General features: G+C 68.3%; 11 protein-coding genes. 8 read left to right on the top strand and 3 right to left on the bottom strand.

The features are described 5' to 3' along the window. The 4 genes from BLU79_RS30085 to BLU79_RS30070 all read left to right on the top strand — a co-directional run. The coding region (locus BLU79_RS30085; RefSeq protein WP_305657761.1) for a vitamin B12 dependent-methionine synthase activation domain-containing protein at positions 1-1,152 on the top strand (1,152 nt) is incomplete at its 5' end. Positions 1,153-1,349: 197 nt separating this feature from the next. After that, positions 1,350-2,045 carry an HAD family hydrolase gene (locus tag BLU79_RS30080; RefSeq protein ID WP_093909078.1) on the top strand — a complete coding sequence of 232 codons (696 nt, stop codon included), beginning with the start codon at positions 1,350-1,352 and terminating at the stop codon, positions 2,043-2,045. Between the two features lie 423 nt (positions 2,046-2,468). Beyond that, positions 2,469-4,070: an ABC transporter substrate-binding protein gene (locus BLU79_RS30075; protein ID WP_093909077.1), complete on the top strand. Its 1,602-nt coding sequence runs from the start codon at positions 2,469-2,471 to the stop codon at positions 4,068-4,070. Between the two features lie 98 nt (positions 4,071-4,168). Continuing rightward, a complete protein-coding gene (locus BLU79_RS30070; RefSeq protein ID WP_093909076.1) occupies positions 4,169-5,749 on the top strand; it encodes an ABC transporter substrate-binding protein in 1,581 nt (526 codons plus the stop codon). 79 nt (positions 5,750-5,828) lie between these two features. Here BLU79_RS30070 and BLU79_RS30065 read toward each other — a convergent pair whose 3' ends face one another. Together BLU79_RS30065 and BLU79_RS30060 are read right to left on the bottom strand one after the other, a co-directional pair. Then, complete coding sequence (locus BLU79_RS30065; RefSeq protein WP_093909075.1) at positions 5,829-6,500, bottom strand: response regulator; 672 nt, start codon at positions 6,498-6,500, stop codon at positions 5,829-5,831. 14 nt (positions 6,501-6,514) lie between these two features. Continuing rightward, the gene (locus tag BLU79_RS30060; protein WP_093909074.1) at positions 6,515-7,528 is read right to left on the bottom strand and encodes a RecB family exonuclease; all 1,014 of its coding nucleotides are present in this window, start codon (positions 7,526-7,528) and stop codon (positions 6,515-6,517) included. Positions 7,529-7,702: 174 nt separating this feature from the next. Between BLU79_RS30060 and BLU79_RS30055 the strand changes: the two genes are divergently transcribed. The 3 genes from BLU79_RS30055 to BLU79_RS30045 all read left to right on the top strand — a co-directional run bounded on the left by BLU79_RS30055 (position 7,703) and on the right by BLU79_RS30045 (position 11,162). Beyond that, positions 7,703-9,364, top strand: a complete 1,662-nt coding sequence (locus BLU79_RS30055) for a site-2 protease family protein (RefSeq protein WP_093909073.1) — start codon at positions 7,703-7,705, stop codon at positions 9,362-9,364. 59 nt (positions 9,365-9,423) lie between these two features. Then, positions 9,424-10,326: a tRNA (adenine-N1)-methyltransferase gene (locus BLU79_RS30050; RefSeq protein WP_093909072.1), complete on the top strand. Its 903-nt coding sequence runs from the start codon at positions 9,424-9,426 to the stop codon at positions 10,324-10,326. Positions 10,327-10,583: 257 nt separating this feature from the next. Then, complete coding sequence (locus BLU79_RS30045) at positions 10,584-11,162, top strand: hypothetical protein (RefSeq protein ID WP_093909071.1); 579 nt, start codon at positions 10,584-10,586, stop codon at positions 11,160-11,162. 58 nt (positions 11,163-11,220) lie between these two features. Here BLU79_RS30045 and BLU79_RS30040 read toward each other — a convergent pair whose 3' ends face one another. Then, the gene (locus BLU79_RS30040; RefSeq protein ID WP_093909070.1) at positions 11,221-11,526 is read right to left on the bottom strand and encodes a ferredoxin; all 306 of its coding nucleotides are present in this window, start codon (positions 11,524-11,526) and stop codon (positions 11,221-11,223) included. Positions 11,527-11,773: 247 nt separating this feature from the next. Between BLU79_RS30040 and arc the strand changes: the two genes are divergently transcribed. Continuing rightward, entirely contained in the window at positions 11,774-13,540 is a 1,767-nt protein-coding gene (gene arc, locus BLU79_RS30030; protein WP_093909068.1) for a proteasome ATPase, read from the top strand. The last annotated feature ends 96 nt before the right edge of the window (positions 13,541-13,636 follow it).

Genomic DNA, 13,636 nt, shown 5'->3' with positions numbered 1-13,636 from the left:
ATCGGCATGTCGGGGCTGCTGGTGAAATCCACGGTGATCATGAAGGAGAACCTGGAGGAGCTCAACCAGCGCGGCCTGGCCGCGAGCTACCCGGTCATCCTGGGCGGTGCGGCCCTCACCCGCGCCTATGTCGAGCAGGACCTGCACGAACTGTATGAGGGCGAAGTCCGCTACGCCCGCGACGCGTTCGAGGGCCTGCGGCTGATGGACGCCCTGATCGGCGTCAAGCGCGGGGTGCCCGGGGTGAAGCTGCCCGACCTCAAACAGCGCCGGGTCCGCGCGGCTTCCACCCCGGTCGCGGTGGAGGAACGCCCCCAGGAAGGCCACGTCCGCTCCGACGTCGCCATCGACAACCCGGTCCCCGAACCGCCGTTCCGCGGCACCCGCGTCATCAAGGGCATCCAGCTCAAGGAGTACGCCTCCTGGCTCGACGAGGGTGCCCTCTTCAAGGGCCAGTGGGGCCTGAAGGAGGCCCGCGCCGGAGACGGTCCGTCGTACCAGGAACTCGTCGAGACCGAGGGCCGCCCGCGGCTGCGCGGTCTGCTCGACAAGCTCCAGACGGAGAACCTCCTGGAGGCGGCCGTGGTCTACGGCTACTTCCCGTGCGTCTCCAAGGACGACGACCTGATCCTGCTGGACGAGCACGGCAACGAACGCACCCGCTTCACCTTCCCGCGCCAGCGCCGTGGCCGCCGCCTGTGCCTCGCGGACTTCTTCCGCCCGCAGGAGTCGGGCGAGATCGACGTCGTCGGCCTCCAGGTCGTCACCGTGGGCTCGCGGATCGGTGAGGAGACGGCCCGCATGTTCGAGGCCAACGCCTACCGCGACTACCTCGAACTGCACGGCCTGTCCGTCCAGCTGGCCGAAGCCCTCGCCGAGTACTGGCACGCACGCGTGCGCAGTGAGCTGGGCTTCGCGGGTGAGGACCCGGCCGACATCGAGGACATGTTCTCGCTGAAGTACCGGGGCGCCCGCTTCTCCCTCGGCTACGGCGCCTGCCCGAACCTGGAGGACCGCGCCAAGATCGCCGACCTGCTCCAGCCGGAGCGCATCGGCGTCCACCTGTCCGAGGAGTTCCAGCTGCACCCCGAGCAGTCCACCGACGCGATCGTGATCCACCACCCCGAAGCGAAGTACTTCAACGCCCGCTGACGAATCCGCCCGGGGCCGTATCGGCGCAGGTACATCGGCGCACGTCAGAGCGGCCCCCGACGGTATACAGGGTGTGCCCCGGGCCACGCCGAATAAACGAGGCACTTCGGCCGGTACAGACGTACACTGGTCGGTCCACCGCAGGCCGGTTCCCTTGCTGGGAACCGGCCTGATCGCCCCTTCAAGGAGGTACGTGGATGACCAGCACGGTCCCCGCGCCAGTAACCCGTACGGCCGAGGGCTCGGCCCTGCAAGCCGTCCTCCTCGACATGGACGGAACCCTCGTGGACACCGAGGGCTTCTGGTGGGACGTCGAGGTCGAGATCTTCGCCGGCCTCGGTCACACCCTCGACGACACCTGGCGCCATGTCGTGGTTGGCGGCCCCATGACCCGCAGCGCGGGGTTCCTGATCGAGGCCACCGGCGCCGACATCACCCTCGCCGAGCTCACGCTGCTGTTGAACCAGGGCTTCGAGGACCGCATCGACCGCGCCCTGCCGCTGATGCCGGGAGCCGCCCGGCTGCTGGCCGAGCTGGCCGAGTACGAGATCCCCACGGCCCTGGTCTCCGCCTCGCACCGGCGCATCATCGACCGCGTGCTCACCTCGCTCGGCCCCCAGCACTTCGCGTTGACCGTCGCCGGTGACGAGGTGGCGCGCACCAAGCCGCACCCGGACCCGTACCTGTTCGCCGCGGCCGGACTCGGCGCCGACCCGGCCCGCTGCGCGGTCGTCGAGGACACGGCGACCGGCGTCGCCGCGGCCGAGGCCGCGGGCTGCCATGTGGTGGCCGTGCCCTCGGTGGCGCCGATCACCCCGGCCGCCCGGCGTACCGTGGTGACGTCGCTGGAAGAGGTCGATCTGGCATTTCTGCGCGGTCTGATGGTGGCGTGACAACGAAAATGCGTACGCCGTTCACGCAGCGTGCAGCATCGATAGCGGGGAAATTCCGCAAGGAAATTCGAATGCGCCGGATGGCTGAATTCCGGTGCACGCCAAGACCGTTCAGTTTGTGACGTTCGCCACTTCATCGAGGGGTGACGGGTGTTCCGTGTCGCGCCGCTCGTCCTCAATGAAGGGCTTTGAACGCTCCCTTGTGTCCCGATTGGTGGGACGGTGCACGAATCCTTCCACTGCCAGTTCTCCGTTGTGTTCGCACCCCGTTCCGCTCCGTGACGGATCCCGAACTCCGGTGGCGGTGAAGCGTCCTGCGGGCGCGGACTAATCTCGTCGCGAGAACATCGCACTTACTCCGTGATCCGCCGCGACACCCCTGCATGCCGGGTACACGGAGTCGACAGCTGGAGAAACCCGAGCATGAACCGCAAGACTTTGGTGCTGCCGGCCGTCATCGGCCTGCTCGCGCCGGTTCTCGCCGCCTGTGGCGGAACCGACAGCGGCGACAGCGGCGACGCGATCGTCGTCGGCACCACGGACGCGTTCACTGCCTCGAAGGACGCTCCCGCACCGCTCGACCCGGCCTACGCCTACGACGTCGGCACCTGGAACATCCTGCGCCAGACCGTGCAGACCCTGATGATCCAGCCGCGCGGCGAGGGCGACCCGGTCCCCGAGGCCGCCGAGAGCTGCGGCTTCACCGACAGCGGCAACGAACGCTACGCCTGCACCCTGCGCGAGGGCCTGAAGTTCGCGAACGGCGACGCCGTCACCGCCGAGGACGTGAAGTACTCCATCGACCGCGCCCGCGCCCTCAAGGCCGACAGCGGTGTCTTCGCGCTGCTGTCCACCATCGACACCGTCGAGACGCAAGGCGACCGCGAGGTCATCTTCCACCTCAAGACCGCCGACGCCACCTTCCCGTTCAAGCTGTCCACCCCGGTCGCCGGCATCGTCGACCCGGACATCTACGCCAAGAACAAGCTGCGCGACGGCTTCGAGGTCGAAGGCTCCGGCCCGTACACCCTCCAGGCCGAGGTCAAGAACGACGAGCTGGTCTCCGCTGTGTTCACCAAGAACCCCGAATACAAGGGGAGTCTGACGGTGAACAACGACAAGGTCGAACTGCGTAACTTCGCGGACGCCGACGAGATGGGCACCGCCCTCAGCAAGGGCGACATCGACCTGATGACCCGCACCATGTCGCCCGAGCAGATCCAGAAGCTGTCGGCCGACTCCGACGACACCGTCGACCTCGTCGACATGGCCGGCCTGGAGATCCGCTACCTGGCCTTCAACACCGACGACCCGTCCGTCCGCAGCAAGGCCGTCCGCCAGGCGATGGCGCAGGTCATCAACCGCGGTGAGCTCATCTCCAAGGTCTACGGCTCCCAGGCCGAACCGCTGTACTCGCTGGTCCCGGCCAGCATCACGGGCCACTCCAACTCGTTCTTCAACAAGTACGGCGAGCCGAGCGTCGGCAAGGCCAAGTCCCTGCTGGAGAAGGCCGGCATCACCACTCCGGTGAAGCTGACGCTGCACTACACCACCGACCACTACGGCTCGGCCACCAAGAAGGAGTTCGAGCTGCTGCAGAAGCAGCTGAACGACAGCGGCCTGTTCGACGTCAGGATCGAGGGCACCCCCTGGGCGACGTTCCGCCCCGCCGAGCAGAAGGGCGAGTACGAGGTCTACGGCATGGGCTGGTTCCCGGACTTCCCGGACGCCGACAACTACCTCGCGCCGTTCCTCGACAAGGACAACTTCCTCGGCTCGCCGTACGCCAACAGCACCATCCGGGGCGCCCTCATCCCGGAGTCCCGCCGCGCCGCCGACCGGCTGTCCGCGGTCGGCAGCCTGACGGAGATCCAGGACATCGTCGCGGGCGACGTGCCCGTGATCCCGCTGTGGCAGGGCAAGCAGTACGTCGCCGCGGGCGACGACGTCACGGGTACGGCGTATGCGCTCAACTCCTCCTCCACCCTTCAGCTGTGGGAGCTCGGCCGTGGCGTGAGCGGCTGACGTCTCTCCGTGCCCGGCGCCTGGTCCAGGACGCCGGGTCGGCCCGGGAACCAGGATGCGGTCCGGGCTTCTCACAACCGACGACAAGGCACTCGTACGTGAACATGCGCAACCAGTGGCCGGTCCTGCCCGTCGTGGCAGGGCTGGCCTCCGGCCTGCTGACCGGCTGCGGAACGGAGACGGGGGACACCGGTGCGACCGGCACCTCGGTGGTCATGGGGATGTCGGACGACGTCCTGGCCACCGACCCGGCCTCCGGCTACGACCCCGGCTCCTGGCTGTTGTTCAACAACGTCTTCCAGTCGCTGCTCAGCTTCCCCAAGGGCGCCACCGAGCCGCAGCCCGAGGCCGCCGAGCAGTGCGCCTTCTCCGACCCCAGGGCCACGGTCTACAAGTGCACCCTCAAGGACGGCCTGAAGTTCAGCAACGGTGACGAACTCACCTCGGCGGACGTCAAGTTCTCCTTCGACCGCATGCTGAAGATCAACGATCCCGACGGCCCCGCGGTCATGTTCCCGACGCTCGAGAAGGTTCAGACGCCGGACGACAAGACGGTCGTCTTCCGGCTCAACACCCCCGACGCCACCTTCCCCAGCAAGGTAGCCTCCGGCGCCGGCTCCATCGTCGACGAGGACCAGTACGACGCCAAGGGCCTGCGCAAGGACGGCGAGGCCGTCGGCTCCGGCCCCTACAAGCTGGACAAGTTCGACGACGACGAAGCCGTCTTCTCCGTCAACGAGAACTACAAGGGCACCGCAGAGGTCCAGAACGACGGCGTGACGCTGAGGTTCTTCCACGGCGACCAGGACGGCCTGAAGAAGGCTCTGCTCGACAACCAGGTCGACATCGCCTACCGCGGTCTCACCGCGGGCGACATCGCCGACATCGAGAAGTCGGGCGACAAATCCGGTGTCGAGGTCGTCGAGGGCAGCAGCGCTGAGGTCCAGCACCTGGTCTTCAACATGGACGACCCGGTCGCCGGACAGCTCGGCGTCCGCAAGGCCATCGCCTACCTCATCGACCGCGACGCCCTCATCAAGGACGTCTACCAGGGCACGGCGACCCCGCTGTACTCGATCATCCCGGCCGGTATCGGCGGCCACAACACGGCCTACTTCGACACCTACGGCGCCCGCCCCTCCAAGGCCAGGGCCGCCGCAGCGCTGCAGGACGAGGGCGTCACCGGCAAGGTCAAGCTGACCCTGTGGTCCACCCCGTCGCGCTACGGCCCCGCCACCGACGACGAGTTGAAGGCGATCGCCCAGCAGCTCAACGACAGCGGCCTGTTCGACGCCGACGTGCAGTCCGTCGCGTTCGACCAGTACGAGAAGGACATCGCCGACGGCAAGTACGGCGTGTACGTGAAGGGCTGGATCCCGGACTACCCGGACGCCGACAACTTCACGGCCCCCTTCTTCGGCAAAGGCAACGTGCTGAGCAACAACTACGACAACAGCTCGATCACCGGCAAGCTCATCCCGCGCACGGCCGCCGAGAGCGACCGCTCCGCGACGGACGACGAGTTCGGCCAGCTCCAGGACATCGTGGCCAAGGACCTCCCCGTCCTCCCGGTCTGGCAGGCCAAGCAGTACGCCGTCACCCACGAGAACGTCTACGGCCTGGAGTACTGCCTCGACGCCTCCACCGTGTTCCGCTTCTGGGAACTCAGCAAGGGCTGACGGACGGTCGTACACACCCCACACGCACGCAGGGCGCCCCTTCTCGGAAGGGGCGCCCTGTCCGTCGTAACGCAGGCTTCTACTGCGCGCCGGGCCGCACCAGCCCGCTCTCGTACGCGTACACCGCGGCCTGCACCCGGTCACGCAGGCCCAGCTTGGTGAGCACATGGCCCACATGCGTCTTCACGGTGGTCTCGCTGACGAACAGATCGGCGGCGATCTCCGCGTTCGACAGGCCACGCGCCACCAGCTTCAGCACCTCCACCTCGCGCTCGGTGAGCGTGTGCAGGGTGTCCGGAACCGGCTCGTCGCCCGAGGGCAGATGCGTGGCGTACTTGTCGAGCAGCCGACGCGTGATACTCGGCGCGAGCATCGCCTCACCGGCGGCCACCACACGGATCGCCTGCACCAGCTCATTGGCCGGGGCATCCTTCAGCAGGAAGCCACTGGCCCCCGCCTTCAGTGCCTCCACCACATACTCGTCGAGATCGAAAGTCGTCAGCACCAGCACCTTCGCCGGGCCGTCCCGCCCAGGCCCGGTGATCTGCCGCGTCGCCTCCACCCCGTCCATCCGGGGCATGCGGATGTCCATCAGGACCACATCGGGCTGCAGGGCCCGCACCTGGTCGAGAGCCTGAAGACCGTCACCGGCCTCGCCGACGACCGCGAGGTCCTGCTCGGCTTCCAGGATCATCCGGAAGCCGGTGCGCAGCAACGGCTGGTCGTCGACCAGTAGGACGCGGATGGCCACGTAAGTCTCCTTCGCTAGTCCGGCCCCATTCTGCCCTGCGGGAGCCCACCGGACTCGGCCGCCCTCACCGGCAGCGGATAGGGCGGGGGAGTGCCGCCGAATTCCGGGCAATGCGCCTGGTGGTCGCACCAGCCGCACAGCTTGGTCGGCCGAGGACGCCACTCGCCCGTCTCCGTCGCCAGCCGGATCGCCTCCCACAGCGCCAGCAGCTTGCGCTCGACCCGCTCCAGGTCCGCCAGGACGGGGTCGTACGTCAGCACGTCACCGCTGCCGAGATAGACGAGCTGAAGCCGCCGAGGGACGACCCTCTTCAGCCGCCAGACCACCAGGGCGTAGAACTTCATCTGGAACAGCGCGCCCTCGGCATACTCGGGCCGTGGTGCCTTGCCCGTCTTGTAGTCGACGATCCGCACCTCGCCCGTGGGCGCCACGTCGACGCGGTCGATGATGCCGCGCAGCCGCAGCCCCGAATCCAGCTCGGCCTCGACGAACAGCTCACGCTCGGCGGGCTCCAGCCGCGTCGGATCCTCGAGACCGAACCACCGCTCGACCAGCTGCTCCGCCTCCCCGAGCCACGAAGCCAGCCGCTCCCCCTCGGGATCGTCCGCGAACAGCTCCACGACCTCCGGCCTGCTCTCCCGCAGCCGCTCCCACTGACCGGGAACGAGGGACTTGGCACGCGGAGCCGTCCGCTCGGCGGCCGGGGCGTCGAAGAGCCGCTCCAGCACCGCGTGCACCAGCGTGCCCTTGGTCGCCGCCGCGCTCGGCTTCTCGGGCAGCCGGTCGATCACCCGGAACCGGTAGAGCAGCGGGCACTGCATGAAGTCACTGGCACGCGAGGGCGACAACGAGGCCGGCCGTATGGCCGCGCGGCCGGCGCCGTCCACGGCCGTGACCGCACTCGCACCCGCCTCGACCGTCGCCACCGTACTGTCCGCCCCCGCCGGGTTCCCGTCCGTCACCGGACCCGTCACCGGCGCGACGTCACCGCCGCAGTCCGCGGCGGCACCCTCCGTGCTCGTCTCCATGCCCACAGACCTTACGGCCCACCACTGACAGTGACCCAGCCGCGCCCGTCACGGCTGCGACAGCCGGGAAAACAGAGGGGGTGCCGGGGAGAAACGCGCCACCACGGACGCATACCATCGACCCGAGACCCTTCCGCCGCCAGGCGCGGAAGACGCTTCGAACGAGGGGACACCGTGGACGAGAGCGGCAGCGGGCAGCCGCGGTCCGGCGACGAGGAGTCGACCGAGCGCCACGCACCACCTGCGACCCCGGCCACGGGCCCCACACGCCCCGGCACCCCCCGACCCGCCACGGGCACCGACAAGCCCCCGACACCGCCCGCCGACGAACCGACCATGGTGGTACGACGGTTGGACCTCTCCCACGACGACAGCGCCGAAACCGCGCCGGAGAAGCACACGGGAGAGGAGCCCACCGCGAAGGTGGAGTCGGAGTCAGCGAGCGGCGACGAAGCACAGGGGGAGGAAGCACAGGGGGAGCAGACACAGGGGCCCGACGCCGACGGCCAGGAGGCCGACCCGGCTGACCTGCGCGACCGTGCCGCCGACCGCGACGAGACCGGCCAGGACAACACCGTCCAGCACGACACCGACCACACCTCACCGTGGACGAAGAGCGCATCGCCGGACGCCCACCGCCCCCTCGCCCGCACCGGCCTCAAGGGACAGCCGCCCCGGACACCGGAACCGCGGGGCGGGCTGCTCATGGGGCGCCCCTTCGGGGTCCCCGTCTACGTCGCCCCCAGCTGGTTCCTCGTCGCCGCCCTCATCACCTGGGTGTTCGGCGGACAGCTCGACCGCGTGCTGCCCGAGCTCGGAGCCGCCCGCTATCTGGTCTCCCTCTTCTTCGCGGTCGCCTTCTACGCCTCCGTCCTCGTCCACGAACTGGCGCACACCGTCGCGGCCCTCCGCTTCAAGCTGCCCGTCCGCCGCATCCAGCTGCAGTTCTTCGGCGGCGTCTCCGAGATCGAGAAAGAAGCCGAGACACCCGGACGCGAATTCGTCCTCGCCTTCGTCGGCCCGCTGCTCTCCCTCGTCCTCGCCGGCGTCTTCTACGCCGCCCTGCAGATCGTCGAACCCGGCACCGTACCCGGCGTCCTCCTCGCCGGCCTGATGATCTCCAACCTCATCGTGGCCGCCTTCAACCTGCTCCCCGGCCTGCCCCTCGACGGCGGCCGCATGCTCCGCGCGGTCGTCTGGAAGATCACCGGCAAGCCGATGCACGGCACCATCGCCGCCGCCTGGGTCGGCCGCGCCCTCGCCGTCTCCGTCCTCATCGGACTCCCGCTGCTCACCCAGTCCGGCGCCCTCGGCTCCGACGCCGTCGACAACGTCGGCATGGACACCGTCATGGACGCCCTGCTCGCCGCCATCCTCGCCGCGATCATCTGGACCGGCGCCGGCAACAGCCTGCGCATGGCCCGCCTGCGCGAACACCTCCCCGAACTGCGCGCCCGCGCCCTCACCCGCCGCGCCGTCCCGGTCGAGACCGACACCCCCCTCTCCGAGGCCCTGCGCCGAGCCAACGCCGCAGGCGCCCGCGCCCTCGTCGTCGTCGACGCCGACGGCAACCCCCTCTCCCTCGTCCGCGAGGCCGCCATCGTCGGCGTACCGGAACACCGCCGCCCCTGGGTCGCCGTCAGCGGCCTCGCCCAGGACCTGACGGACGGCATGCGCGTCTCGGCCGAGCTCGCGGGCGAGGAACTCCTCGACACCCTCCGCGCGACCCCGGCGACCGAATACCTGGTCGTTGAGGAGACCGGCGAGATCTACGGCGTCCTGTCCGCGGCCGACGTGGAGCGCGCCTTCGTCAAGGCCATGGCCCGCCCCAACTGAACAACCCCCGGCACGCACGCGTGGTCGGCGACCCCCCGAAACGCCGGTAGGCTGTTCACATGTCCGAACCGACCGGTGCCGCCCGCAGGCGCGGGCCCTTCAAGGTCGGGGACCAGGTACAGCTGACCGACCCCAAGGGCCGCCACTACACGTTCACGCTCGAGGCCGGGAAGAACTTTCACACCCACAAGGGTTCCTTCCCGCACGACGAACTGATCGGTGCTCCCGAGGGCAGCGTTGTCCGCACCACCGGGAACGTCGCCTACCTCGCGCTGCGCCCCCTGCTCCCCGACTACGTCCTGTCCATGCCCCGTGGGGCAGCCGTCGTCTACCCCAAGGACGCGGGGCAGATCCTCGCCTTCGCCGACATCTTCCCCGGCGCACGCGTCGTCGAGGCCGGCGTCGGCTCCGGCTCGCTCAGCAGCTTCCTGCTGCGCGCCATCGGCGACCAGGGCATGCTGCACTCCTACGAGCGCCGCGAGGACTTCGCCGACATCGCCCGGCAGAACGTCGAGCGCTACTTCGGCGGCCCCCACCCCGCCTGGCAGCTCACCGTCGGCGACCTCCAGGACAACCTGAGCGACACCGACGTCGACCGCGTCATCCTCGACATGCTCGCCCCCTGGGAGTGCCTGGAGGCCGTCTCCAAGGCGCTCGTCCCCGGCGGCATCGTGTGCTGCTATGTCGCGACCACCACCCAGCTCGCCCGGACCGTCGAGTCCATCCGCGAGATCGGCTGCTTCAACGAGCCGACCGCCTGGGAGACGATGATCCGCAACTGGCACATCGAGGGCCTGGCCGTCCGCCCGGACCACCGGATGATCGGCCACACCGGCTTCCTCCTCACCGCCCGCCGCCTCGCCGACGGAGTCGAGCCGCCCATGCGCCGCCGCCGCCCCGCCAAGGGCGCCTACGGCGAGGACTACGAAGGCCCGAACGCCGACGGCGGCTCCGGCCGCTGAGGCGGCCCCGTGCCGCATTCAACGTACAAGCGCTGTGGTCGAGTTCCCGGAGTCGTTCCGGGAACTCGACCACAGCGCCTTTCCGTTGACGCCAGTCCACCGAACGACAACTCCGACAGTCATACGACATCCCGCCGCACTCCCATGCGCCCGACATCCGGCACCGGAACTCCACACCCCCACCGTTCCACAGCACTGTGACGTGTGGCACGATGCTGGGCACCCCACCGGCACAGCCCTCACAGGAGACGCTCCTAGTGCAGCAATCCGCCGTCCCGGAACTGGCACACACCCACACTCGCCCGATCCACTGGCTCGCCACCGCCACAGCGGTCGCCGGAGTCGTGGCCTTCTCCTCGGTCCTGCAGCCCAACTCGGCGACAGCGGCTCAGACAGCCGGCCCCGAAGCGAGGAAAGCCCCCGCCGCCACCGTGCCCCCCAACCCCGCGGGAGTCGACTTCCCGCTCCAATGCGGGCCCGTGAAGGCGGTCGTGGCGAAGAAGGCCACCGGGGACCTGGACGGCGACGGCAGTCCCGAGACCGTGGCCGTCGTGCACTGCGACTCACCCATGGGAACCCCGCCCGACGGCGTCTACGTCCTCACCGCGTCCGCCGAAAAGGCCACACCGCGCATCGTTGCGACCCTCGTCAACCCCAAGGACGGCATCACCGTCAGTGACATCGCCGTCCGTGACGGAGCCATCCTCGGAGACCTGCTCGGCTACTCGACCGACGACGTACCGCGCTGCTGCCCCGACGTGAAGAACAGCGCGAAGTGGCAGTGGAAGAACGGCGCGTTCGTCCGCTCGACACCCGCCGGTGCCCACAGCGTCTGAACCACGCCATCAAGACGTGTGAGAAATCAGACAGTCGTAACAGCCCGTATATACAAGGTCACTCCGCGTCGGGCCCGTGTACCTCGACCTTGTCCGAAACGCGACGCACATGGATGCACTCGCCCGGGCACTCCCTCGCCGAGTCCACCACATCCGTGAGAAGCGGCAACGGTACGGGCGTTGTGGCCCCCTTGGCCTGCAAAAGCTCGTCCTCGGAGCTCTTCACATAGGCCAGACCGTCGATGTCCAGCTCGAACACCTCAGGCGCGTACTGGGCGCAGATGCCATCACCGGTACAGAGATCCTGGTCGATCCAGACCTCCAGCGCCTCACTCTCGACCCCGGCCGCCTGCTCCACGCTCATCTCTCCTGCCGTCTTCCTGGCCCCGAGCCGTACGGGAATCCGGCCAGCTCTGACGGGTGTTGAACGCTTTGACCCTACCTCTGCCTGGGTTCCAATCATGTCCGGTGGGTATTCCCCTGGCGTGAGGGAGAGCGCAAGGGTGAAGATCGGACACACCCCGACCGTCTTTGTGATCTAGGGGTTTCAATCGACACCCACCCAGGTAGGGTCTGGAAGCGTCCAGCTCCCCTTGGAGGAGGTGAGGACCGTGGCAGCCCACGACGACGACATGAACCGCGGCATCCGCCCGGGACGAGGGTCCGACGACCCCGCCGGGCAGATCGCCTACCTTGAGCAGGAGATCGCCGTCCTGCGACGCAAGCTCGCCGACTCTCCGCGACACACGAGGATTCTCGAAGAGCGGATCGTCGAGCTGCAGACAAACCTGGCCGGCGTGTCCGCCCAGAACGAGCGACTCGCGAACACGCTCCGTGAGGCCCGAGACCAGATCGTGGCCCTCAAGGAAGAAGTCGACCGGCTCGCACAGCCACCGGCCGGCTTCGGAGTCTTCCTCACGGCGAACGAGGACGGCACCGCCGACATCTTCACCGGCGGCCGCAAACTCCGCGTGAACGTCAGCCCGAGCGTCGAACTCGACGACCTCAGGCGCGGCCAGGAACTGATGCTCAACGAAGCACTCAACGTGGTCGAAGCCATGGAATTCGAGCGCGTCGGCGACATCGTCACCCTCAAGGAGATCCTCGAGGACGGCGAACGCGCCCTGGTGCTCGGGCACACCGACGAAGAACGGGTCGTACGACTCGCCGAGCCGCTGCTGGGCGTGAACATCCGCCCGGGTGACGCCCTGCTGCTCGAACCCCGCTCCGGCTATATCTACGAGATCGTTCCCAAGAGCGAGGTCGAAGAACTCGTCCTCGAAGAAGTCCCCGACATCGGCTACGAGCAGATCGGCGGCCTCGGCGGCCAGATCGAGGCCATCCGCGACGCGGTCGAGCTGCCCTACCTCTACCCGGACCTGTTCAAGGAGCACGAACTGCGCCCCCCCAAGGGCGTCCTGCTCTACGGACCCCCCGGATGCGGAAAGACGCTCATCGCCAAGGCCGTCGCCAACTCGCTGGCCAAAAAGGTCGCCGAGGTCACCGGACAGGCCCAGGGCAAGAGCTTCTTCCTCAACATCAAGGGCCCCGAGCTCCTGAACAAGTACGTCGGCGAGACCGAGCGGCAGATCCGCCTCGTCTTCCAGCGTGCGCGTGAGAAGGCGAGCGAGGGCACGCCCGTCATCGTCTTCTTCGACGAGATGGAGTCCCTGTTCCGCACCCGTGGCTCCGGCGTCAGCTCGGACGTGGAGAACACCATCGTCCCCCAGCTGCTCGCCGAGATCGACGGAGTCGAAGGCCTGCAGAACGTGGTCGTGATCGGCGCCTCCAACCGTGAGGACATGATCGACCCGGCCATCCTGCGCCCCGGCCGCCTGGACGTGAAGATCAAGATCGAGCGTCCCGACGCCGAGGCCGCGAAGGACATCTTCGGCAAGTACCTCACAGAGCGCCTCCCCCTGCACGCCGACGACCTCGGCGAGCACGGCGGCAGCAAGACCACCACCGTCGAGAGCATGATCCAGACGGCCGTCGAACACATGTACGCCGAATCCGAGGAGAACCGCTTCCTGGAAGTCACCTACGCCAACGGTGACAAGGAAGTCCTCTACTTCAAGGACTTCAACTCCGGCGCCATGATCGAGAACATCGTCGGCCGCGCCAAAAAGATGGCGATCAAGGACTTCCTCGACCACAACTCCAAGGGCCTCCGCGTCTCCCACCTCCTCCAGGCCTGCGTGGACGAGTTCAAGGAGAACGAGGACCTGCCCAACACCACCAACCCCGACGACTGGGCCCGCATCTCCGGAAAGAAGGGCGAACGGATCGTCTACATCCGCACCCTCATCACCGGAAAGCAGGGCGCCGACACCGGACGCTCCATCGACACGGTGGCCAACACCGGTCAGTACCTGTAAAAGACAGGGCGGCTGCGGGTGCCCTCACCGGGTACCCGCAGCCCACTGTTTTTCCGGCCACCACCGGAACACAAGGCGTGCAAGGCAATGACGCAA

The sequence above is a fragment of the Streptomyces sp. cf386 genome, assembly GCF_900103585.1.
GTDB lineage: Bacteria > Actinomycetota > Actinomycetes > Streptomycetales > Streptomycetaceae > Streptomyces.
The sequence above is the reverse complement of the archived record's forward strand: the minus strand, read 5'-3'. Positions and strand labels throughout refer to the sequence as shown.